This is a genomic window from Bradyrhizobium jicamae (assembly GCF_018130215.1).
Classification (GTDB): Bacteria; Pseudomonadota; Alphaproteobacteria; order Rhizobiales; family Xanthobacteraceae; genus Bradyrhizobium; species Bradyrhizobium jicamae_A.
In genome coordinates this window covers 223,828-245,680 of sequence record NZ_JAFCKQ010000001.1, presented here as the reverse complement: position 1 = coordinate 245,680, position 21,853 = coordinate 223,828, and the positions used below count along the sequence as shown (strand labels likewise).

The window sequence follows — 21,853 nt, the reverse complement described above, 5'->3', positions numbered from 1 at the left end:
GCGGCTGCTTGAAATCGCTACGAGACCGCACCGCCATAGATCCGGTCGCGCAGGCGGCGCATTCCGGACAGCCAGCGATCGCGATTGGCGGCCTTGCGCTGCATGTAGTCCTGCACCTGCGGATGCGAGAGGATCATGAACCGCTCCTCGGCCATCGCCTCGATCACCATGCGCGCGACCTCGCCGGCCTGCAGCACGCCGTCGACGCGGGCGGCGCTCGGACCCGGCGTCGTCATGCCGGTCTGCACCGATTGCGGGCAGAGCACCGAGACGCGGATGCCGCGGTCGCCATACTGGATGGCGAGATGCTCGGCGAGCGCGACCGCGGCATTCTTGGTCACGCCGTAAGGCATCGAGTTCAGCGACGCCAGCAGCCCTGCGGCGGATGCGGTGTTGAGGAGGTAGCCGGAGCCGCGAGCGAGCATGCCGGGCACCAGCGCGCGGGCCGCGAACACGTGGCTCATCACATGGACCCGCCAGCTGACGTCCCAGTCGGCGTCGGATGCGCTCTCCTGTCCCTTGCGCGACAGCCCGGCGTTGGAGAAGAAAATGTCGACCGGGCCGTATTTGTCCTCGGCGGCGGCTATCAAACCCTTGATGTCGTCTTCCAGCCCGACATCGGCGGTCACCGCAAGCCCGTCGATATCGCCGGCGACGCTGGCGAGCCGGTCGCGCGAGGTCTTGAGGTCGGCGACGACGACGCCGCGCGCGCCGGCCTCGGCATAGGCCCGCGCCACCGCCTCGCCGATGCCGCTGGCGCCTCCGGTGACGACGCAGACTTTGTCTCTTACTTGCATGGTTCGATATCCTGCTTGTGCCCGGGGATCATCAGCCCTGATACAGCCCCTTGTCACGCGCCTTCTGGATCGCGAGCGCCGCCATCAGGTCGAGCATCGGCGTGGCGAGGCCGGCGGCGCGCGCGAAGGCGGCAGGCGCCCGCACCAGCGCGTCGATCTCCATGCCGCGGCCGAGCTCGTAATCCTGCAGGATCGACGGCTTGTGATCCGGCGCGGGCCCCGAGCGGGTCACGCGCTTGACCTCGGGAATATAGCGTGTCGCGACCGTGTTCGCCTCCTCGAGCAAGCGCGGGATCGCGTCCTGCATCGCCGGATCGTCGCGCACCGCGCGTGCGGTCAGTCCGGTCAGGAGACACAGCACCGAAATCGACATGTTGGTGAGCAGCTTGGACCAGATCGTCTCGCGGATTTCCCTGACCTCGGGCGATTCGATTGCCGCCTGGTTCAGCGCCGCGCGGATCAGCGCGATGCGCTCGCTCGAACGGTCGTCGCACTCGCCGATCAGCAGGCGATTGCGCTCCGGCGAGAGGTTCGCGACGACACCGGGCGCGATCACCTCGTTGGACGAGAAGATCACGCCGCCGATGATGCGCGGCTTGGGAACGACGGCACGCAGGGCTCCGCCGGGATCCAGGAAGCCGAGATCGGGGATTGCCGGGTGATGATCCGGCAGGCCGAGATCGTACCACCAGGGAATGCCGTTCTGCGCGAAGATGATCGCGGTATCGCGCTTGAGCAGCGGCACGAGCCCGGTCGCCAGCGCGCCGATGCCGGTGGCCTTCAGCGTGCTGATGACGACGTCCTGGGTCCCGAGCTCGGCCGGATCGGCGGACGCCTTCACCTGCGCGGTCACGTCGGTGTCGCCGACCCTGAGTGTCAGGCCATCGGCCTTGACGGCGTCGAGATGCGGTCCCCGCATCACGCAGGATACGTCGTGTCCGGCGCGCGCGAGCCGGACCGCAAAATGGCTGCCGACGGCGCCTGCACCGAAAATACAAATCCGCATTGTAAAACTGGTCCATCGATGGAGTTGCGCCAGTTTCCACGGACGCGTGACCTCGCGCAACCCGATTGCGCCATTGCGCAGCCCGGTTGCGCCATGATGCAACCCGTCATGCGCGGGGCGCGGCCCGACGCGCTGGAAAGTGATGGATCAAGCCATCGTCTCTGGCCATAGTGCCGGATACCAGCAAATGCCGACGAGGGAGAAGCCTCCATGTCCGCCAGCCCAGTCCTGTGGAGTCTCGATGCGCGCGGGGTCGCGACCGTCACGCTGAACCGTCCCGAGGTCAACAACGCCTATGACGGCGCGCTGATCCAGGGTGTGCTCGCGGCGATCGACGAACTCTCGACGAAGCCGCTGCGCGTCGTGGTGCTCAAGGGCAATGGCAGGCATTTCCAGGCCGGTGCGGATCTCAAATGGATCAACGCCGTGCGGCCGCAATCGCCTGACGAAAACGAGGTGGCGTCGCGTGCGACGTTCGAGGCGGTGCAGCGGCTCAACACGCTGCCGGTGCCGACGGTCGCACTGGTGCAGGGCGGCTGCTTCGGCGGCGGCACCGGCGTGATCGCGGCCTGCGACGTGGTGGTCGCGGCCGACAACGCGCTGTTCTCGATCACCGAAGTGCGCTGGGGCCTCACGGCAGCGATCATCATCCCGCAGCTGTGCGATGCGATCGGCGTCCGCCAGGTACGGCGCTACGCGCTGACCGGGGAACGCTTCGGCGCCGAGGACGCGCGCCGCATCGGGCTTGTGCATGAAGTGGTGCCGCTCGCCGACCTCGAGGGCGCCGGCGCCAAGGTCGTGGAGCAGTTGCTGGCGAATGCGCCGGCGGCGCTCACCGAGACCAAGCGGCTTGCGATGGAAAGCTCGTTCGGTGGCATGGCCGTCGATGATGACGCCTACAGGCGCCTTGTCCGTCTGCATTCGGACAAGCGGCGGACCGCGGAGGCCGCGGAAGGCCTCGCGTCCTTCGCCGAGAAGCGCGCGGGTCGTTGGGCAGCCGCGAAAGTCTAGAGAGCGCCGCTGCTCACAGGGCTCGCGACAGCGACGCCTTCAGCGTCTTGAGCAGCGCCTGGACCGCGGCCGCATCGATGCGGCGCGCCGGAACGGCGGCCTTGACCCATAGCTCAGGAATCGGAAAATCCGCGAGCACCGGCTTCAACGCGCCGTCGCGCAGCGCGTTCGCGACGAGATAATGCGAGAGCAGCGCGATGCCGTTGCCGGCGATCGCGCTTTGCGTCAGCACGCGACCCTCGTTCGAGCTCAGATATGGCCGCACCTGGATGTTGATGCGGCCGCGCGGCCCCTCGAAGGGCCAATCGGGTCCGGTCGGCAGGAAGCTGAGACAGCGATGATCGACCAGGTCGCGCGGATGCCTTGGTGTGCCGTGCTTGCGCAAATATCCTGACGAGGCGCATAGCAGCCGCGGCAGCTGGCAGAGCGGCTCGTCAACGACACCGCCGAAGGAGTGCGGGAAGGCGCCGATCGCGATATCGAAGCCTTCCGTCACCGGATCGACCGGGCGATCGATCATCACGATCTCGAGCCTCACGCTGGGGTTCTGCATCTGGAATGTGGTGAAGGCGTCGGCCAGCCACGCGACGGTCAGCGATGTCGGCGCCTTGATACGCAGATGATCGCTGAGGTCGCGATCCTTCTCGCCCATTCGCGACAGGAGATCGCCGACATCGGCAACCACGCCGCGGGCACGATGCACATATCGCTGCCCGGCCTCGGTCAGCCGCAATTGGCGGGTCGAGCGGTGGAACAACGCGGTGCCGATCCGATCCTCGAGCTGGGTGACGCGCTTGGCGACGACAGACGTCGCGACATTGAGCTTTCGCGCGGCGGCCGAGAAGCCGCCGGCGTCGGCGGTGGCGAGGAAGGCCTCGAGGTTGACCAGCGTATCCATCTACTTTTCTCGATTCGAGAAAGCTGATTACATAATTTGGTGGATTGTACTTCAATTCGCATCAATTCATAGTCCGCTCAATCAATTTGGTCAGGGCGGAATCTCGGATGGCGACGAAGACGATCGAAGAACCAGCGCGGCAGGTCCCGCTCTATGGCGAGTATGACGTGGTCGTGCTCGGCGGTGGACCGGCCGGCATCACGGCGGCGGTGGCTGCGGCGCGTGCCGGGCGGCGGACGCTCCTGATCGAGCGCTACGGCTTCCTCGGCGGTATGGGCACCGCGGCGGGCGTGACCAATTTCTGCGGACTGCATGCCAACGTCTTCGGTGAGATGCATCGCGTGGTGCAGGGCATCGCCTCCGATCTCCTGGCGCGGATCGATCGGCTCGGCGGCCTGAACGCGCCGCATCTGATCCTCGGCAAGATCCTGGCGCAGGCCTACGACACCGCGGCCTACAAGATCGCAGCCGACGATCTGCTCGCGCACCACAACGTCGATATCATCTTTCATGCGCTCGGCGCCGGCGTGGTGATGGACGGCGCGCGCATCCGTGCCCTGATGGTGGAGACCAAGGCCGGCCGTCAGGCGGTATCGGCGAGCATCTTCATCGACTGCTCCGGCGATGGTGATCTTGCGGTGTGGGCCGGTGCGCCGTTCGAAGTCGGCGACAATGCAGGCGGCATGCTCTATCCCTCGATGATGTTCCGCCTCAACGGCATCGATCCTGCCAAGGCGGGCGATGCGTGGCGGAGCATTCCGGCCCTGATGGAGAAGGCCGAGGCCGCCGGCACGCACAAATTCCCCCGCAAATCCGCGATCGTGCGACCGCAGAAGTCGCAGATCGAATGGCGGGTGAATTTCACCCAGGTGACACGCAAGGACGGCGGCGCGATTTCCGGGATCGATCCCGATGAGATGACGCGCGGCGAGATCGAGGGCCGCCGCCAGGCGGTCGAGGCCTTTGCATTCCTGCGCACGGTGCCGGGCTTCGAGAACTCCTACATCGTCGACCTGCCGCCGCAGCTCGGCATCCGCGAGACGCGGCGGGTGATCGGCGGCTATATGCTGTCAGGCGAGGACGTGCTCGGCTGCGCCTCGTTCGAGGATTCGATCGGCGTCAATGGCTGGCCGAAGGAGTCCCACGTCCCGGGCGATGTCGTCTTCGAGTTTCCGCCGATCCCGGATTCGCGCGGCTACAACGAACTGCCGTATCGGATGCTGGTGCCCGAAGGTGTCGATAATCTCCTGATCGCCGGCCGCTGCGCCTCGATGACCCATGAAGGGCAGTCGGCGGCACGCGTTTCGGGTGCCTGTTTCGTGATGGGCGAAGCGGCGGGAACTGCGGCCGCATTGGCACTTTCGGGCAATACGATTCCACGCGACATTCCGGTCGAAAAGTTGCAACAACAGCTTCGCCAGCAGGGCGCTTTCATCGGCCGCGATCAGGCGGTTCCTGCGGGGCTTTAGGATACGCGCGCGTTCTGAAATATCGGGCGCCGAGGTGGAGGGAATGGAATGAAGGTGTTGGCAAGGCTCGCCGTTGCCTGTCTGCTGGCGCTGGCAGCTGGCGGTGTCGCGCGGGCCGACGATCCGCTGAAGGCCAGGATCGGTGTGCTGCGGCTGTCGTCCTCGGCGCCGGTCTTCATCGCGCAGGACAAGGGCTATTTCCGCGACGCCGGGCTCGACGTCGAACTCAAGTTCTTCGACGCGGCGCAGCCGATCGCGGTTGCCACCACTTCCGGCGACGTGGATTTCGGCATCACCGCATTCACCGCAGGCCTCTACAATCTCGCCGGCAAGGGCACGCTGAAGGTGATCGGCGGCATGAGCCGCGAGAAGGCCGGCTATCCCCTGATCGGCTATTTCGCCAGCAACAACGCCTACGCCGCGGGCCTAAGGACGCCGAAGGATCTCGCCGGCAAGCGCGTGGCGGTGACCCAGGTCGGCTCCAGCTTTCACTATTCGCTCGGCCTGCTCGCCGACAAGTATGGCTTCAAGCTGTCCGACGTGAGGATCGTGCCACTGCAGTCGCTGTCGAATGCCGCCGCCGCACTGAAGGGAGAGACCGTCGATGCGGCGCTGCTGCCGGTCTCGACCGCGCGCACGCTGATGGATTCGGGCGGCGCGAAATTGCTCGGCTGGGTCGGCGACGAAACGCCGTGGCAGCTCGGCGCGATCTTCGCGTCACCGAAGACGCTGACCAATGCGGCACGGGTGACGAAACTGCTCACCGCACTGACCCGCGCCGACCGCGAATATCACGACGTGATCCTGACCGCGATCAAGGACGGCGTCGTCCCGATCAACGACAAGACGAAGCCGCTGCTCGAGATCATCGCCAAATACACCAACCTGCCGGTCGAGCATGTGGTCGGAAATTGCGCCTATATCGATCCCGACGGCAAGCTCGACGTGAAAAACGTCGACAACCAGATCAAATGGCTGCAGGAGCAAGGCTTTGTCGACAAGGGATTCGATGCGAATGCGATCATCGCCAAGGATTATGTGAAGGCGGATTGATGCGACCCCACCCAGATCACACGCAACCCGCCATTCTGAGGAGCGCACACTTGCGCGCGTCTCAGGATGACGGGGTAACAGCAAACCTCGGGACGACATGGACCTGATTGCCGACCATATCAGCCACCGCTTCGGCGCGCTCGAGGTGCTCGACGACGTCTCGTTCACGGTCGGCGCAGGCGAGGTGGTGGCGATCGTCGGGCCCTCCGGCTGCGGCAAGAGCACGCTGCTGCAGGTCCTCGGCGGGCTGTTGCGGCCAAGCAAGGGTGCGGCCGAGCTGCGCGGTGCGCCGCCGGCGGACAGCCTCAATCCGCTGACCTTCGTGTTCCAGGACTTTGCGCTGCTGCCGTGGAGCACGGTCGAGGAGAACGTCGCGTTTCCGCTGCTGCACACGCCGCTTGGCGCCGCCGAGCGTCGCGCCGTGATCGACGACGCGCTGCGGCGCACCGGCTTGACCGATTTCCGTGCCGCCTATCCAAAGCAACTGTCCGGCGGCATGCGCCAGCGCGTCGGCATCGCGCGAGCGCTGGCGGTGCGACCCGCGATCCTGTTGATGGACGAGCCGCTGTCGGCGCTGGATTCGCAGACTCGCGAGCTGCTCATGGAGGATTTCGTCCGCCTGCTCGCCGACGGAGCGATGGCCGCCGCCTATGTCACGCACAATCTTGATGAAGCCGTGCGGCTCGCCGATCGCATCGTGGTGCTGTCGCGCCGTCCCGGCCGCATCAGGGAGATCGTCACGATCCCGATGACGCGCACCGAGCGTGGCGGTGCGGATGCGCGGGGTCGACTGGCCGCGCTGCAGGGCGACCTGTGGTCGCTGATCCGCAAAGAGGCGATCGATGCCGAACGCGAGGTCCAGCATGCTTGAACGCGCGCCGTCCGGGACGAACGAGCAAGCGACGGAGGCGCCGCGGCCGGTCGAATTCCGCGGTGCCGGCTTCACGCCGACCGCGAGCCGTTACGCTGGCTGGGTCGCGCTGGCGATCGTGATCGCGGTCTGGCAGCTCGCCGGCAGCGCCGGCTGGGTCAATCCGCTGTTCCTGCCGGCGCCGTCGGCCATCGCAGTTGCGATCTACAAGCTCGCGACATCGGGCGCGCTCTGGCAGCACCTCTCGTGGTCGATCATGCGGATCGGCACGGGCTGGATCATCGGCACGGTCTGTGGCGTGATCGTTGGCTTTGCGATCGGGCTGTCGACCATCGCGCGCGGCGTCGGCATCACCTTCATCTCGGCGCTGTTCCCGATCCCGAAGATCGCGCTGCTGCCGCTCTTGATTCTCTGGCTCGGGATCGGCGAGGAGCCGAAGATCGCGACCATTGCGCTCGGGGTGTTCTTCTCGACCGCGATCTCGGTCTATAGCGGGGTTGACGCGGTGCCGCGCAACCTGATCCGGATGGCGCAGAGCTTCAACGTGCCGTTCCACGCGATCGTCCGCCGCGTGATCTGGCCCGGCGCACTGCCCTCGATCCTCGCCGGTTTCCGCATCACCGCATCGGTGGCGCTATTGCTTGTGGTCAGCGCCGAGATGATCGGCGCGCAATACGGTATCGGCGCCTTCGTGCTGCAGGCCGGAAATCTGATGCAGACCGATCAGCTGCTCGCCGGCGTCGTGATCCTGTCGCTGTTCGGGCTTGCGGTCGGGAGACTGATCAATCTGCTCGAGGCGAGGTTGCTGCACTGGCGGTGAAGGTGCGCTGTCGGTCACAACAACGGTGTCGTCCCGGCCTTCGCCGGGACGACAGTGTCATGCGTTGCCGCGATCCTCTCTGAACAGATCGAGCTTCTGCTGCACAGGGCGGTCGGAGAACGAGAACAGCACTGAGTCCGCATCGGCCTCGTGCGTCACCCAGCGCCAGCTCGGCACCACGAACAGATCGCGCGGGCCCCATTCGAAGGTCTGGTCGCCCACCCGCGTGCGGCCCTTGCCCTCGATCGCGGCGAACACGGTGGCGTCGGTCGCGCGATAGCGCGCGGTCGTGAATCCCTTCGGCAGCAGCTGGATGAAGGTGCCGATGGTCGGCATGGCGAAATCGCCGGTCTCGGGGTTGGAGAATTTCAGCTTGAGGCCGTGGCAGGCGTCCCACTCGTTGCTCGCCTTGGCCTGCTCCAGCGCCTCGCGGGTGTATTCATAGGGGTAGTTGAAGATCGGCGAGGTCTTCGACGTCCGCTTCAGGTCGACCGGCAGCAAATTGTGGCCGTAGCGCGCAAAGCTGTCGCCGGCGGGCTTCGAGATCGTCTGCTGGTCTTCCTTCGAACCCTCCGCGAACGAGCAGTCGAAGAACTGCACCATCGGGATGTCGAGCCCGTCGAGCCAGAACATCGGCTCGTTGGTCTCGTTGGAATGGTCGTGCCAGGTCATCGATGGCGTGATGACGAAATCGCCCGGCGACATCGCGGTGCGCTCGCCGTCGACGGCGGTAAAGGCGCCCTTGCCTTCGAGCACGAAGCGCAGCGCCGACTGGGCGTGGCGATGGGCGGGGGCGATGTCGCCCGGCACCACCATCTGCACGCCCGCAAACAGCGAGGTCGTGATCTTCGATTGGCCGCGCAGGCCGGGATTTTCCAGCACGAGCACGCGGCGCTCGGCTTCCTTGGCCGTGATCAGCTTGCCGGCCTCGTTCATGTAGTCGCGGATCTGGTCGAACTTCCAGAGATGCGGGCGGCAGGCGCTCCGCGGCTCAGGCGTGATCAGATCGTTCATCACGTTCCAGAGCGCCGAGAGGTTTTCGCCGTCGATCTTCCTGTAGAACGCCTCGCGCTCCGGGGTCTTCTGCACGGCTTCCATGGCTCGAGCCTCCCGTCGTTCTTGCTTGTTGCTGATTGACAGTATACTGACGATATGGGTAGCGTCAACGGCGCACAACCAACCAGAAATCGCAGGGAGGTTCCGATGAAGCTGCATGGCTATTTCCGAAGCAGCGCGTCCTACCGGGTCCGGATCGCACTCAATCTGAAGGGCCTGACGCCTCAGCACCTGCCGCATCATTTGCGCAAGGGCGAGCAATGCGCGCCCGCCTACCTCGCCATCAATCCGCAGGGGCTGGTGCCGACGCTGGAGAACGATGCCGGAGCGATCCTCACGCAGTCGCTTGCGATCATGGAATGGTTGGACGAGACGCATCCCAATCCGCCGTTGCTGCCGGCCGATCTGCTGCGGCGCGCCAAGGTGCGGGCCTTCGCCCAGGCGATCGCCTGCGACACCCACCCCGTGCAGAACCTGAAGGTGCTGGCGCGCCTGCGCCAGCTTGGTTTGCCGGAGGAGAAGGTGACGGAATGGGCGGCCTGGGCCAACCGCGAAGGCCTGTCGGCGTGCGAGACGCTGATTGCCGAAGAGGCCGGACCGTTCTGCTTCGGCGCTCAGCCGACGCTCGCCGATCTCTGCCTGGTGCCGCAGCTCGCCAACGCGCGCCGCTTCGGCGTCGATGTGGCGGCCTACCCGCGCCTGCTCAACGCGGAAGCCGCGGCGAAAGCTATGAAGGCGTTCGCGGACGCCGCCCCGGACAAGCAGCCCGATGCCGAATAGCAAGCCATCATCGATCACCATGGACGCGGTCTACACCGCGCCCGGCTACCTGTTCCGCCGCATGCAGCAGATCGCGGTCGCGCTGTTCATGGAGGAGTGCAGGGCGTTCGACCTGACGCCGGTGCAATATGCCGCGCTGATCGCGATCTCGACCCATCCCGGCATCGACGCTACCCGGCTTTCCGCCGTGATCGCGTTCGACCGCTCGACGCTCGGCAGCGTGATCGAGCGGCTGGAGGCCAAGGCCTTCATCGAGCGCAAGCCGGCGGTCGAGGACAAGCGCGTCAAGCTGCTCTATCTCACCAGGGCGGGCGCCGCCGTGCTCGAGAGCATCGTGCCGTCGGTCGACAAGGCGCAGGCGCGGATGCTGCAACCCCTGAAGCCTGCCGACCGCAAGGCGTTGCTGGCGCTGCTCACCCAGCTCGTCGATCTCAACAACGAGGCCTCGCGCGTGCCGCTGCGCGCCGAGGACGCGCTCGAACATCTCGGGAAGTCGATGTGACGGCGCAGGCTCAACCGGCCCTGATACCCGCAAATGGGGAGCAAACCCGTCAATGGTCGTCAGTAAATCCGCAAGTGAGGTGAGCACGCCGGTCAGGCTCCCTCGCCCCTTGCGGGCGCGGGTTGGGGAGAAGGGCAAGCCCGGGGCGAACTGATCGACGCGTGTCCGCGCCGCAGTTACATCCGCATCACCGCCTGCCGGTCGATCTTCCCCGTCCCGGTCTTCGGCAGCTCGTCGATGAACTTCACCTCGCGCGGATATTTGTACGGCAGGAGTTTTGCCTTGACGTAATCCTGCAGCCGCCGCGTCGTCTCGCCAGTGTCGAAGCCGGCGCAGTTCATCACCACCACGGCCTTCAGCGTCATCCTGCGGTCCGGCAACTCGGCAGCGTAGACCGCGCATTCGCGGACGTCGGGGTGATCGGCAAGGCAGAGTTCGACCTCGAGCGGATAGACCCACTGCCCGGAGATCTTGACCAGATCGTCGGCGCGGCCGCGGAAGAAGTGGAAGCCGTCGCGGTCGCGCACGAAGCGGTCGCCGGTGTAGATCCAGCCGTCCTCGCGCACGGTCTCGGCAGTCTTGTCGGGCCGGTTCCAATACAATGGTGTCGCGGAATCGCCGCGCACCCACAAGATGCCTTCCTCGCCGTCGCCGACCTCGCGTCCGTCCTTGTCGCGCAACATGATCTCGTAGCCGGGGACACGCAGGCCCGCGGCGCCGAGCTTCTTCTTATCCGTGCGGTTGCTGAGATAGACGTGCAGCACCTCGGTCGAACCGAGGCCCTCGACGATCTCCAGCTTGGTGAGCTGCTTCCAGCCGTTGAAGACGTCGGCAGACAGCACTTCCGCGGCCGATAGCGCCATCCGCAGCGAGGAGAAATCGCATCGCGCGGCGCCCTCGGCCTTGGTCAGCGTGGTGTAAAGCGTCGGCAGGCCGAAGAACACAGTCGGGCGATACTGCTCGATCGTAGCGAAGATCGCCGCCGGCTTCGGCTGGCCCGGCAGCAGCAGCGTTGCGGCACCGACCGAGAAGGGAAACGTGATCGAATTGCCGAACCCGTAGGCGAAGAAGATCTTCGGTACCGAGAAGCAGATGTCGTCCGGCGTCAGATTCAGCACGCTACGGGCGAACGCGCGCTCGCTATAGGCCATGTCGTGCTGCAGATGCACGATGCCCTTGGGGCGGCCGGTCGAGCCCGATGAATACATCCAGAATGCCATCTCGCCGCGAAGGGTGTCGGCCGCGTCGAGCGCGGTCGCGAATTCCTCCAGCCATTCGCCTGATATCCGGACATCGGCGACCGCGTGATCGCCGGTCGCGCCGTTGACCACGATCAGCGTGCGCAGCGGCGTGTCCTGGCAGGCCTCGGCGTTGAAGCGCGAGGAGAACTCCGCATCGCAAACCGCGACCTGCGCGCCGGCATCAGACAGATAGAATTGCAGCAGGTCGGGCGGCGTCAGCGTGTTGATCAGGAGCGGCACGAAGCCGGCCCGCACCGCGCCGAAAAACGCCGCCGGATAGGCCGGCGTGTCGTCGAGGAACAGCAGGATGCGGTCGCCGCGCCTCAACCCGAGCGACTCGAATCCATGGCCCCACCGCGCGGCTTCAGCACAGAGCTCGCGATAGGTCTGCGTGCCGGCCGGGCCGGTCAGCGCGATGCGGTCAGCGTTTCCATTGTCGAGATTGTCGAACAGGATGCGGCTCGCATTGTAACGCCCGGGCAGTGCAAAGCCGATCTCGCGCGCGCCAGGGGCGTCCTGGGGGACCTGGTCGGTGATCTCGGTCATGATCTGCCCTTTGCAGCCGCATAGCTGTTCATGAAGGCCGGCGACATCGCGCGCAGCCGCGCATCGTCGATCCGGCCGGAGCGGGTGATGTAGCTGTAGGCGAAGTCCAGCGGGCCGAGCGCCATGTGCGCGGGGAAATGCTCGTACCAGTCCGCGCTGGTCCGCGCCGCGGTCACCAGCTTCTTCACGATCGGCTTGCGTTCGCTCTCGTAGCGCGCAAGGGCCGAGGCAATGTCGGCATCGGTCTCCAGTGCCTTGGTGAGTGCGATCGCGTCCTCGATCGCGAGCCGCGTGCCCGAGCCGATCGAGAAGTGAGCCGAATGCAGCGCGTCGCCGATCAACACCATGTTGCGATGCGACCAGCGCTCGTTCCAGATCCACGGGAAATTGCGCCACACCGACTTGTTCGAAATCAGCTTGTGGCCGTCGAGCGTTGCCGCGAACACGTCTTCGCAGATCGCCTGCGATTCTTCGATGCTCTTGTCGGCGAAACCGTAACTCGCCCAGGTCGCCGCGTCACATTCGACCAGGAAGGTGCTCATGTCCTTCGCGTAGCGGTAGTGATGCGCGTTGAAATTGCCGCGTTCGGTCGCAACGAAGGTCTGCGACAGCGTCGCATACGGCTTTGTGGTGCCGTACCAGGCGAACTTGTTGGTCGAATGCGTCACCGAGGCGCCGAACGCGGTCTCGAAGCTGCGGCGGACCAGCGAGTTCAGCCCGTCGGCGGCGACGATCAGGTCGTAACCTTTGAGCTGATCCACCGACTGGATCACCGTGTCGAAGCGCGGCATGACGCCGACGCTGCGTACGCGCTGCTGCAGGATTGTCAGCAGCTTCAGCCGGCCGATCGAGGAGAAGCCGACGCCGTCGATCACGACGCTCTCGCCGCGCAGGTTCAGCGTGATGTTCTTCCAGCTCTCCATCTGCGGCGCGATCGCCTCGACCGTGTCGGGGTCGTCGGCGCGCAGGAACTCCAGCGCCTGCTCGGAGAACACCACGCCAAAGCCCCAGGTGGCGCCGGCGGCGTTCTGCTCGAACAGGTCGATCTCGGCGTCCGGATGACGCTTCTTCCAGAGATAGGCGAAGTATAGCCCGCCAGGGCCCCCGCCGATCACGGCGATCCGCAACGTCTGCCTCCCAATTTGACAGTGTACTTACTAATTGCAGCCAGACTAATCCTCCCCTGGCGGGAACGCCAGAGGGAAAATGCAAGCCGACAAGGTCAAATGAAACTGGTCCGGCGCCGGACTCGCGACACCTCTCCCGTTGCAGTGGAGCATATGCCGCCTTCAGCGGCCGTCTCCAAAGCAAGTCGAAGCGAAGTTTCGGCCACGTTGCATCGATGATGCGATGCGGGTGGGGCTCTCCACATGTGGCCGGTTAGGTGCTGCGAATTTGTGTCCGGCGTCCGGCCGGACACATGTCGTTTCATCGCGCCTTGCGATTACTTCTTCTCCGCGGCCGCCAGCACCTTCTTGCAGGCCGGCGACAGCTTGTCGCTCTCCTTGGACAGGCAGGCGATGATGCGGCCGCCGCCGGGCTGAACGCCTTTGCAATATTTCTGGTAGTCGCCCATGCATGCGTTGCGCTGCGCGGCGGTCATATCCTGGGCGAGGGCAGCAGTCGACATGCCGAGCAGCGCGGCAGTCAGGATGATACGCAACATCTGTCGCTTCCTTTTCGATCGGGTTGGTGTGGTAATCGGGACTACCGCGCCGCAAACGGCGCCAGCACCTCGCGGCAGGCCGGCGATAGTGAACCGGCATTCGCCGCAAGGCACTCCGCGATCCGGCCGCCGCCGGGCTGCACGCCGCCGCAGATCGAGCGGACGTCGGCGCCGCAGGCCGAGCGCAGCACGAACAGCTCTTCGCGCGGCCGCATCGGCCGCAGCATCATCCGGGCCGGCGCAGCCGCCGGTGCCGCGGCTGGCGCCGCGCTCTCCGTCGCGGCGGTTGCCGATCCGCCGCCGCTCGCTGCGGCTACCGCCTTTGCGCAGGCCGGCGACAGCTTCGCCTGGTTCTTCGCCAGGCATTGCAGCGCTGCGGCGCCGCCGGTCGGCACGCCGGCGCACACTTGGGGATAGTCGGACCGACAGGCGCCGCGGATCGCCGCGACCTGCGCAGTGCTGGGCTTCCTGGCCATCGCCGCGGGAGCCGCGCCTTCCGCAGCCGGCTTGGCGGTCTCGGCGGCCGGGGCTGCTTCGGACTTCGCCGCCGCAGGCGCAGCGTCGGGCTTCGCCGCAGCCGGCGCGGCCACCGCTTGCACGGCGCTCGCGCAGCCGGGGGCAAGGCTCGCCATGTTCTTCTGCAGGCATTGCAGCGAGGCCGCGCCGCCGGGTGGAACGCTGGAGCAATGCGCCATGTAGTCGTTGCGGCATTGCGACTTGATGGCGTCGCGCTGAGCCTGCGTCGGCGCCTGCGCCAGGGCCGCTGCGCTCGCAATGGCAGCCAGCGCGAACAACGCCAGAGGCGTCACCGCACGCATCAACGTGTTGGTCATTTCACTTTATCCTTTTGTTGTCGCTGGAAGCCGCCGCCTCAACCGAATTGACGTTCATAAAATGTCTTGCTGTAACAACCTTGGCGGGCAGCATCATTTTCGCATTCGAGTTTCACTGCAAGCAGATTGTTGCTATGCATGGGCTCAATCGCTTTCTCGCAGGATAGATCGCCTTTTTCGCAAGCATTTGACATCGAGGCCCGGAAATGAGGCACGCGCGCATCACGGTCAGCTCCACGGCAAGCCAGATTGTGCGGCTGCGAACTCCGTCCCTGACGCGCGTCGCTTTCGTCACGTTCGCCTTCGTCGGCTTAAGTGGCTGCGAGCAAAATAGTTTTGTGCCGCCACCGCCGCCCAAGGTCGAAGTCGCGCCGCCTGTGCAGCGCGCCATCACGCGCTACCTCGAGGCCACCGGCAGCACTGCGCCGATCAAGAGCGTCGATCTGGTTGCGCGCGTGCAGGGCTTCCTGCAATCGATCAACTATCAGGACGGCGCCTTCGTGAAGGAGGGGACCACGCTGTTCACGATCGAGCCGGAGACCTACAAGCTGAAGCTTGAGCAGGCCCAGGCTGCCGAAGTCGGCTCACAGGCAACGTTGAAGCAGGCCGAGTCCGACTACAAGCGGCAAACGGATCTGGTGCAGAAACAGGCCGTGTCGGCGGCCACGCTGGAGACGTCGACGTCGACGCGCGACAACGCACAGTCCGGTCTGCAGCAGGCCCAGGTCAATACCAGGCTCGCCGCAGTCAATTACGGCTACACCAACGTCGCCGCGCCGTTCGACGGCATCGTCAGCAACCATCTGGTGTCGGTCGGCGAGCTCGTCGGCGTCACCTCGCCGACGCAGCTTGCGACCATCGTGGCGCTCGATCCGATCTACGTCAATTTCAACGTCAACGAACAGGACGTGCTGCGCGTCCGCGAGGAGGCGCGCAAGCGCGGCATGACCGCGAACGATCTCAAGCAATTGCCGGTCGAGGTCGGACTGCAGACCGAAACCGGCTACCCGCACAAGGGCAAGCTGGACTACGCCTCGCCGACGCTCAACCAGTCGACCGGAACACTGGCGGTGCGCGGCGTGCTGCCCAATCCCGACCGGGTGCTGCTGCCGGGATTCTACGTCCGCGTCCGCGTGCCGTTCGACAAACAGCAGGATGCGCTGCTGGTCCCCGACGTGGCGCTCGGCAGCGACCAGTCCGGCCGCTACGTCCTGGTCGTGAACGGCGACAATGTGGTCGAGCAGCGCAAGGTGCAGACCGGCCAGCAAGAGGGCGACCTGCGCGTCATCGAAAGCGGGCTGAAGCCGGACGACCGCGTCGTCACCGCCGGCCTGCTCCGTGCGATCCCCGGCCAGAAGGTGGACCCGCAATTGAAGAGCGAAACCGCGGCGGCACCGGCCAAATAGGACGCGCGCCATGATTTCGAAATTCTTCATCGAGCGGCCGGTCCTGTCCAACGTCATCGCGATCCTGATGATCCTGATCGGCGGCGTGGCGCTGTTCAATCTCGCGGTCGCGCAATATCCCGACGTGGTGCCGCCGACGGTCCAGGTGACGACGCGCTATCCGGGCGCGTCGGCGAAGACCGTTGTCGACACCGTGGCGCTGCCGATCGAGCAGCAGGTCAACGGCGTCGAGGACATGCTCTACATGCAGTCGTACAGTGGCGCCGACGGCACCTACACGCTGACGGTAACCTTCAAGATCGGGACCGACCTGAACTTCGCGCAGGTGCTGGTGCAGAACCGGGTCTCCAGCGCGCTGTCGCAACTGCCGACCGCGGTGCAGAACCAGGGCGTCACCGTGCAGAAGCGGTCGACCTCGATTCTCCTGTTCGTGACGCTGACCTCGCCGAACAAGACCTATGACAGCCTGTTCCTGTCGAACTATGCCACCATCAATATCCGCGACGAGCTGTCGCGTCTGCCAGGCGTCGGCAACGTCACGGTGTTCGGCGCCGGGCAATATTCGATGCGGGTCTGGCTCGATCCGAACAAGCTGCAGGCGCTCGGGCTGGTGCCGCAGGACGTCATCCAGGCGATCCAGCAGCAGAGCCAGCAGGTCACCGCGGGCCAGGTCGGCGCGCCGCCGGCGCCCCCGGGGCAGGCGTTCCAGTACACGCTGAACGTCAACGGCCGGCTCGACGACGCGGCCCAGTTCGAGGACATCATCGTCAAGTCGGGCAATGTCGGCGACGTCACCCGCGTCCGTGACGTCGGCCGGGTCGAGCTCGGTGCGCAGACCTACAGCCAGGTGTTCTCGCTGAACCAGAAGCCCGCTACCGGCATCGGCGTGTTCCTGTCGCCCGGCGCCAACGCGCTCGAGGTCGAGAAGGCGGTCGAGAAGAAGGTCTCCGAGCTCGCCAAACAGTTCCCGCAGGACATCAAATACGATACCCCGTTCGACACCACCAAATTCGTCAGTGCCTCGATCGAGGAGGTCTACAAGACGCTTATCGAGGCCGGCGTGCTGGTGCTGGTCGTGATCCTGGTGTTCCTGCAGGACTGGCGCGCAATGCTGGTGCCGGCGACGACGGTGCCGGTCACCATCATCGGCGCCTTCGCGGCGATGGCAGCACTCGGCTTCACCATCAATCTGTCGACGCTGTTTGCGATCGTGCTGGCGATCGGCATCGTGGTCGACGACGCCATCGTCGTGGTCGAGGGCGCCGCGCACAATATCGAGCGGGGCCTGTCCGGCCATGACGCGGCGATCAAGGCGATGGACGAATTGTTCGCGCCGATCGTCGGCATCACGCTGGTGCTGATCTCGGTGTTCCTGCCGGCGGCGTTCCTGCCCGGCCTGACCGGACGGATGTACGCGCAGTTCGCGCTGGTCATCGCCGCGACCGCGCTGCTCAGCGCGGTCAATGCCGCGACCCTGAAGCCGACGCAGTGCGCGCTGTGGCTGCGCCGTCCCGTGCCGCCGGAGCAGCGCAATTTCTTCTACCGCGGCTTCAACGGGGTCTATGACCGCGTCGAGCGCGGCTATGCCAGGTTGATCGGAGGGATCGCCGGTCACGCCAAGACCTCGGTCATCATCGCGCTTGGCATCATCGGGATAGCCGGCTACGGCCTGTCGCGGGTGCCGACCGGCTTCATTCCGATCGAGGACCAAGGCTATCTTCTGGCTGCGGTGCAACTGCCCGACGGGGCCGCGATCGACCGCACCCAGCACGTTCTCGACGAGGTCACCGAGATCGCCCGCAAGACGCCGGGCGTCGAGCAGGTGATCTCGATCGCCGGCATCTCCGCGCTCGACAATTCGTCGAGCCTCGCCAATGCCGGCGTCGGCTATGTGATCCTGAAGGACTGGAATTCGCGCGGGCCGGGCGAGGATCTGCGCTCGCTGGTCTACGGCCTCAACGACAAGCTCGCGGTGATCCCCGAGGCGCGCATCCTGGTGATTCCGCCACCGCCGATCCAGGGCATCGGCAATGCCGCGGGCTTTGCCATGCAGGTCGAACTGCGCGACGGCAACGCCGACTACGCCAAGCTGCAGGCGGTGACCGGCGCGATCGTCCGCAACGCGCAGACACAAAGCGCATTGCAGCGGGTGCAGTCGTCGTTCCGCTCGATGGTGCCGCAGTTCGACGTCAACGTCGACCGCATCAAGACCCAGACCCTCCACGTCACCCCCGACCAGATCTTCTCGACGCTGTCCTCCTATCTCGGCGCGAGCTATGTCAACCAGTTCACCAAGTTCGGCCGCACGTTCCAGGTCTACACCCAGGCCGATGCGCAAAATCGCCTGACCCTGCGCGACATCCAAAACCTCGCGGTGCGCAACAGCAACGGTGACATGGTCCCGCTCGGCACGGTCGCCAGCATCACGCCGTCGGTCGGCCCGTCGCTGATCAGCCTCTACAACCTCTATCCCTCGGCATCCATCATCGGCCTGCCGGCGCAGGGCTATTCATCCGGCCAGTCGATGACCTTGATGGAGGAGATCGCGACGAAGACGCTGCCGCCGGGCTCGAGCTACGACTGGACGGCGATGTCGTACCAGGAGAAGGCGGTCGGCAGCCAGATCTACTACGTGTTCGGCCTCGCGTTGCTCCTCGTCTATCTCGTGCTCGCCGGACAATACGAGAGCTGGTACGCGCCGATCTCGGTGATCCTGGCGGTGCCGCTGTCGCTGCTCGGGCCGATGCTGGTGCTCACGGGGTTGCGGATCGAGAACAATCTCTACACCCAGATCGGCATCATCCTGCTGATCGCGCTGTCTGCCAAGAACGCGATCCTGATCGTCGAGGTCGCGCTCGAGCATCATGTGCGCGACGGCAAGGGGGTGCTGGAATCGGCGATCGACGCGGCGCGCGCGCGGTTCCGGCCGATCCTGATGACGTCCTTTGCCTTCATCTTGGGCGTGGTGCCGCTGGTGATCGCGACCGGCGCCGGCGCCAACGCCCGCAAGTCGATCGGCATCACGGTCTTCTCCGGCATGATCGCCTCGACCTGCCTCGCCGTGCTGTTCGTGCCGGCGTTCTTCGTCGTGGTGCAGAACTTCGAGAACTGGCGGAAGGCGGGGAAGGGGAAGGCGGCAGGGCCGCAACCGGCCGAGCAGGCGCAAACCCCGAGCGCTATCCGGTAATCCAGCGTTAATCGGTGCGTTAAACTCACAATTCCGGGTCCCGATGGCGGCCCGGAATGCCGTCGGCGCCGTGCCGGCGGCGATCGTCAATTCGCAGCGGTACAGCCGGCGAAGTCCTTCGAACGCCTCGCGAAAAACGCGCACCCTGGCTGCCAATCACGCCCGAAATCCCCTTCACTCCCTGCCGCATCCGACCGGATAACGCTGGAATGACGCGCGCCTGCCAAGCTCGGTCCATCAGAACGAGGACGTGCAAACAATGTGAGGTCGATCATGTTTGTCGAGCGCTTCACAGCGGCAGCGGGGCCGCAACCGGTCGATAGCGTCGCAAGCGAGTCCAGCGTCCAGTATCCCGTCCGGAGATGGGGCGCCATCATTGCCGTCGATGTCGTTGAATACTCGCGGCTCACGAGCCAGAATGAAGAGCAGACCTATCTCCAGTACAAGTCTCACCGTCGCGAACTGATAGATCCCAAGATTGCCGAATTCGGTGCGAGATTTCTGAAATCGACCGGAGACGGCGTCATGGCGGAGTTCGAGACCGCGCTGGACGCCGCGCGTTGTGCCGTCCATGTGCAACGGGGAATGGTCGAGCGATGCCAGGGCGAGGCCGCGGAAACGCAGATCGTCTTCCGCATCGGCGTCAGTTGCGGCCGGATCCTCGCCGACCCGGAAGACATCTATGGCCACGACGTCAACGTTGCCGCGCGGTTGCAGACGCTGGCTCCGCCAGGTGGCATAGTCATGACCGAGGAAGTCGCCGATCGTGTTCGTGACGGCGTTGATCTTCCGCTGGAAGATCTGGGCCTTCACTATTTCAAGAATATGCACCGCCCGGTCCGCGTTTTTCAGTGCCGGTTCGCCGCCGAGCGCGGCGAGAAAGTTCTAGCAGATTCAGTAAGTTGATGGATTTGACGCTGGATTGACGCAACTGTTGCATTGATAGGCGGTTCGCAAGACAGGAGATGCGCCCGTGCATGGAATCAACCTCTCAACCGTTCCCGAGCTCGTCGACGGCATGAAGCTTCTGACCGCCGATTCCGAACTCGGTGGTACGCAAAATCTGCTCGGCCTGACCGACGCCTCGATGTTCGGAGCCGGCAAGGACCCTCTGACGCTGCGGAAACTGATGCGCCGGCTTGCCGCGCGCATCAGTCGCGAGACGCTTCGTTCCGACCGTCAGGGCCGCAGCGAGGACAATCCAAACCTCCCTTCGGGATATACCTACCTGCTGCAGTTCATGGCCCACGACATGGTCGACACGTCGATTTCGCTGGCAGCGACGGGCGGACGCCGCTTTGGATTCCAGAATGCGAGGCAGCAGCCGCTCACGCTCGACACGATCTACGGTGGCGGCCCGGACGTCAGTCCCCAGGTCTACGAATACAGCGAGCAGTGCGTGCACGCGCGCGGCCTGATGCCGCGAACGAAAATGCGCTGCGGCCGTGCGCAGGATCGCGTCAATCCGGGCGCCAAAACGCCGTATGCCGATATCGGGCGAGCGACCCCGGTCGAGGTCAAGGACAGCGGAGTCGACTCCATCCCCGGCAATCCGCAGTGCCTCCGCACCGAAGCCCTCGTTGCCGATGCACGCAACGATGATCAGGCGTTGATCGCCCAGATGACGCTGCTGTTCCATCGCATGCACAACTTCATTCTCGATCAACTGGATGGCGCGACGCCGGCAACGGACGCAGCCGGCGCCTATCGCAATTTCATCTGCGCGCGCTTCATTCTGACGCTTCTGTACCGGCGGATCATCATCAAGGACGTGATGTACCGGCTGCTGGATCCATCGGTGTATCGCTACTACTTCCTGCCGGACCTCAACACCAGGAAACTCGTTTCCGATCCGGCCGCCGGCGTTCCTGTCGAGTTCTCGCATGGCGCCTTTCGCTGCGGGCACGCCATGATCCGAAACAGCTACCGCGTTCGCGACGACACGGCGATCCCGGCGACGCGTGCGATGCAGTTCAGCTCGCGACGGTCGCCGCAATTCGTGCCGCTGACCACGGAATGGATCGTCAAATGGGACCGGTTCTTCGAACTTAATGGAAAGCAGCCCGCGAATCTCAGCCGCAGGCTGCGTCCCGACTTCTCCGCGCTCCCGCGCAGCGAGTTCTATTTTGCGCCGCTGCTTCCCGATGACGATGGACCCGGTCTGCCAAATCGGGACCTCGTGAGCGCCATCTACGCGCGGCTTTGGTCCGTTCCCAAGCTCATCGACGCCCTGCGGGCAAGGAATTCCGAACTTGCCAACTTCCTGGCGCCATATTCCCGGGAATATGCCGCCAGACTGACGTCGTGGCTGGCCGAAACCGCGGACCCCAGCGGCGTGTCAGAACAATTCGAAGCAGGCGACATCCCGGCCATCGTCGACGACCCGCCACTGCCGTTCTTCGTCTTGTTCGAGGCGAGCGTGAAACATGACGGCCTGCGTCTCGGTCCGCTCGGCTCGATCATCATTGCTGAAGCGATCGTCGGCGCGATGGTGAACTCACCGCTCGGGAGAGGTCCGTTTGTGCTGGATCCGATGCGGCAACTGAAGGAGCAATCCGGAGAGCTGAAGAAACTGGGCGTGGATGAAAAGGCGCTTTCGACAATATCGGAAATGGAGAGCTTCGAGGACCTGCTGGTGTTCATGAACGCCAACGGACTTTTGAACCAGTGATAGTGAGCCGACCATTAACCCACCAATTCAACGTCGTATA

Annotated in this window: 19 protein-coding genes; 11 read left to right on the top strand and 8 right to left on the bottom strand. The window is 65.1% G+C overall.

Features of this window, described 5'->3' with window-relative positions:
* Positions 1–17: 17 nt before the first annotated feature.
* Complete coding sequence (locus JQ586_RS01125; protein ID WP_212392632.1) at positions 18–797, bottom strand: SDR family oxidoreductase; 780 nt, start codon at positions 795–797, stop codon at positions 18–20.
* Positions 798–828: 31 nt separating this feature from the next.
* Entirely contained in the window at positions 829–1,803 is a 975-nt protein-coding gene (locus JQ586_RS01120; RefSeq protein ID WP_212392631.1) for a 2-dehydropantoate 2-reductase, read from the bottom strand.
* Between the two features lie 210 nt (positions 1,804–2,013).
* Here JQ586_RS01120 and JQ586_RS01115 point away from each other — a divergent pair, with 210 nt between their 5' ends.
* Entirely contained in the window at positions 2,014–2,814 is an 801-nt protein-coding gene (locus JQ586_RS01115) for an enoyl-CoA hydratase-related protein (RefSeq protein WP_212392630.1), read from the top strand.
* A 13-nt stretch (positions 2,815–2,827) separates the two neighbouring features.
* On the opposite strand, the gene JQ586_RS01110 is transcribed toward JQ586_RS01115, so the two are convergent.
* Entirely contained in the window at positions 2,828–3,712 is an 885-nt protein-coding gene (locus JQ586_RS01110) for a LysR family transcriptional regulator (protein ID WP_212392629.1), read from the bottom strand.
* A 107-nt stretch (positions 3,713–3,819) separates the two neighbouring features.
* Here JQ586_RS01110 and JQ586_RS01105 point away from each other — a divergent pair, with 107 nt between their 5' ends.
* From JQ586_RS01105 to JQ586_RS01090, 4 genes are all read left to right on the top strand, one after another.
* A complete protein-coding gene (locus tag JQ586_RS01105; protein ID WP_212392628.1) occupies positions 3,820–5,181 on the top strand; it encodes an FAD-dependent oxidoreductase in 1,362 nt (453 codons plus the stop codon).
* A gap of 48 nt (positions 5,182–5,229) precedes the next feature.
* The gene (locus JQ586_RS01100; protein WP_212392627.1) at positions 5,230–6,234 is read left to right on the top strand and encodes an ABC transporter substrate-binding protein; all 1,005 of its coding nucleotides are present in this window, start codon (positions 5,230–5,232) and stop codon (positions 6,232–6,234) included.
* A 97-nt stretch (positions 6,235–6,331) separates the two neighbouring features.
* The gene (locus JQ586_RS01095) at positions 6,332–7,105 is read left to right on the top strand and encodes an ABC transporter ATP-binding protein (RefSeq protein ID WP_212392626.1); all 774 of its coding nucleotides are present in this window, start codon (positions 6,332–6,334) and stop codon (positions 7,103–7,105) included.
* Positions 7,098–7,925, top strand: a complete 828-nt coding sequence (locus JQ586_RS01090) for an ABC transporter permease (protein ID WP_212392625.1) — start codon at positions 7,098–7,100, stop codon at positions 7,923–7,925. Before JQ586_RS01095 ends, JQ586_RS01090 begins: the two co-directional genes overlap by 8 nt.
* Before the next feature lie 57 nt (positions 7,926–7,982).
* Here the strand turns inward: JQ586_RS01090 and gtdA are convergent, their stop codons facing one another.
* Positions 7,983–9,023 carry a gentisate 1,2-dioxygenase gene (gene gtdA, locus JQ586_RS01085; protein ID WP_212392624.1) on the bottom strand — a complete coding sequence of 347 codons (1,041 nt, stop codon included), beginning with the start codon at positions 9,021–9,023 and terminating at the stop codon, positions 7,983–7,985.
* A gap of 105 nt (positions 9,024–9,128) precedes the next feature.
* On the opposite strand from gtdA, the gene maiA reads away from it, so the two are divergent.
* Positions 9,129–9,761: a maleylacetoacetate isomerase gene (gene maiA, locus JQ586_RS01080; protein ID WP_212392623.1), complete on the top strand. Its 633-nt coding sequence runs from the start codon at positions 9,129–9,131 to the stop codon at positions 9,759–9,761.
* The gene (locus JQ586_RS01075; RefSeq protein WP_212392622.1) at positions 9,751–10,263 is read left to right on the top strand and encodes a MarR family winged helix-turn-helix transcriptional regulator; all 513 of its coding nucleotides are present in this window, start codon (positions 9,751–9,753) and stop codon (positions 10,261–10,263) included. The genes maiA and JQ586_RS01075 overlap by 11 nt, the downstream gene beginning before the upstream one ends.
* A gap of 176 nt (positions 10,264–10,439) precedes the next feature.
* Here JQ586_RS01075 and JQ586_RS01070 read toward each other — a convergent pair whose 3' ends face one another.
* From JQ586_RS01070 to JQ586_RS01055, 4 genes are all read right to left on the bottom strand, one after another.
* The gene (locus JQ586_RS01070; protein ID WP_212392986.1) at positions 10,440–12,053 is read right to left on the bottom strand and encodes a benzoate-CoA ligase family protein; all 1,614 of its coding nucleotides are present in this window, start codon (positions 12,051–12,053) and stop codon (positions 10,440–10,442) included.
* Complete coding sequence (locus JQ586_RS01065; RefSeq protein WP_212392621.1) at positions 12,047–13,177, bottom strand: FAD-dependent monooxygenase; 1,131 nt, start codon at positions 13,175–13,177, stop codon at positions 12,047–12,049. Before JQ586_RS01065 ends, JQ586_RS01070 begins: the two co-directional genes overlap by 7 nt.
* Before the next feature lie 317 nt (positions 13,178–13,494).
* A complete protein-coding gene (locus JQ586_RS01060; RefSeq protein ID WP_212392620.1) occupies positions 13,495–13,716 on the bottom strand; it encodes a cysteine rich repeat-containing protein in 222 nt (73 codons plus the stop codon).
* Positions 13,717–13,757: 41 nt separating this feature from the next.
* Positions 13,758–14,549, bottom strand: coding sequence for a hypothetical protein (locus JQ586_RS01055; RefSeq protein WP_212392619.1), 792 nt, complete (start codon positions 14,547–14,549; stop codon positions 13,758–13,760).
* A gap of 206 nt (positions 14,550–14,755) precedes the next feature.
* Between JQ586_RS01055 and JQ586_RS01050 the strand changes: the two genes are divergently transcribed.
* The 4 genes from JQ586_RS01050 (at position 14,756) to JQ586_RS40355 (ending at position 21,813) form a co-directional block, all read left to right on the top strand.
* Entirely contained in the window at positions 14,756–15,955 is a 1,200-nt protein-coding gene (locus tag JQ586_RS01050; protein ID WP_212392618.1) for an efflux RND transporter periplasmic adaptor subunit, read from the top strand.
* Between the two features lie 10 nt (positions 15,956–15,965).
* Positions 15,966–19,142: an efflux RND transporter permease subunit gene (locus tag JQ586_RS01045; RefSeq protein WP_212392617.1), complete on the top strand. Its 3,177-nt coding sequence runs from the start codon at positions 15,966–15,968 to the stop codon at positions 19,140–19,142.
* 273 nt (positions 19,143–19,415) lie between these two features.
* Positions 19,416–20,048 (top strand): adenylate/guanylate cyclase domain-containing protein, encoded by a 633-nt coding sequence (locus JQ586_RS01040; RefSeq protein WP_212392616.1) that lies wholly within the window; start codon positions 19,416–19,418, stop codon positions 20,046–20,048.
* A 67-nt stretch (positions 20,049–20,115) separates the two neighbouring features.
* Entirely contained in the window at positions 20,116–21,813 is a 1,698-nt protein-coding gene (locus tag JQ586_RS40355; RefSeq protein WP_212392615.1) for a peroxidase family protein, read from the top strand.
* Positions 21,814–21,853 lie beyond the last annotated feature (40 nt).

What these genes read in the sequence shown, in the direction of transcription:
- JQ586_RS01125 (WP_212392632.1), bottom strand. Translation starts at nt 797, where the DNA reads ATGCAAGTAAGAGACAAAGTCTGCGTCGTCACCGGAGGCGCCAGCGGC.
- JQ586_RS01120 (WP_212392631.1), bottom strand. Translation starts at nt 1,803, where the DNA reads ATGCGGATTTGTATTTTCGGTGCAGGCGCCGTCGGCAGCCATTTTGCG.
- JQ586_RS01115 (WP_212392630.1), top strand. Translation starts at nt 2,014, where the DNA reads ATGTCCGCCAGCCCAGTCCTGTGGAGTCTCGATGCGCGCGGGGTCGCG.
- JQ586_RS01110 (WP_212392629.1), bottom strand. Translation starts at nt 3,712, where the DNA reads ATGGATACGCTGGTCAACCTCGAGGCCTTCCTCGCCACCGCCGACGCC.
- JQ586_RS01105 (WP_212392628.1), top strand. Translation starts at nt 3,820, where the DNA reads ATGGCGACGAAGACGATCGAAGAACCAGCGCGGCAGGTCCCGCTCTAT.
- JQ586_RS01100 (WP_212392627.1), top strand. Translation starts at nt 5,230, where the DNA reads ATGAAGGTGTTGGCAAGGCTCGCCGTTGCCTGTCTGCTGGCGCTGGCA.
- JQ586_RS01095 (WP_212392626.1), top strand. Translation starts at nt 6,332, where the DNA reads ATGGACCTGATTGCCGACCATATCAGCCACCGCTTCGGCGCGCTCGAG.
- JQ586_RS01090 (WP_212392625.1), top strand. Translation starts at nt 7,098, where the DNA reads ATGCTTGAACGCGCGCCGTCCGGGACGAACGAGCAAGCGACGGAGGCG.
- gtdA (WP_212392624.1), bottom strand. Translation starts at nt 9,023, where the DNA reads ATGGAAGCCGTGCAGAAGACCCCGGAGCGCGAGGCGTTCTACAGGAAG.
- maiA (WP_212392623.1), top strand. Translation starts at nt 9,129, where the DNA reads ATGAAGCTGCATGGCTATTTCCGAAGCAGCGCGTCCTACCGGGTCCGG.
- JQ586_RS01075 (WP_212392622.1), top strand. Translation starts at nt 9,751, where the DNA reads ATGCCGAATAGCAAGCCATCATCGATCACCATGGACGCGGTCTACACC.
- JQ586_RS01060 (WP_212392620.1), bottom strand. Translation starts at nt 13,716, where the DNA reads ATGTTGCGTATCATCCTGACTGCCGCGCTGCTCGGCATGTCGACTGCT.
- JQ586_RS01055 (WP_212392619.1), bottom strand. Translation starts at nt 14,549, where the DNA reads ATGACCAACACGTTGATGCGTGCGGTGACGCCTCTGGCGTTGTTCGCG.
- JQ586_RS01050 (WP_212392618.1), top strand. Translation starts at nt 14,756, where the DNA reads ATGAGGCACGCGCGCATCACGGTCAGCTCCACGGCAAGCCAGATTGTG.
- JQ586_RS01045 (WP_212392617.1), top strand. Translation starts at nt 15,966, where the DNA reads ATGATTTCGAAATTCTTCATCGAGCGGCCGGTCCTGTCCAACGTCATC.
- JQ586_RS01040 (WP_212392616.1), top strand. Translation starts at nt 19,416, where the DNA reads ATGTTTGTCGAGCGCTTCACAGCGGCAGCGGGGCCGCAACCGGTCGAT.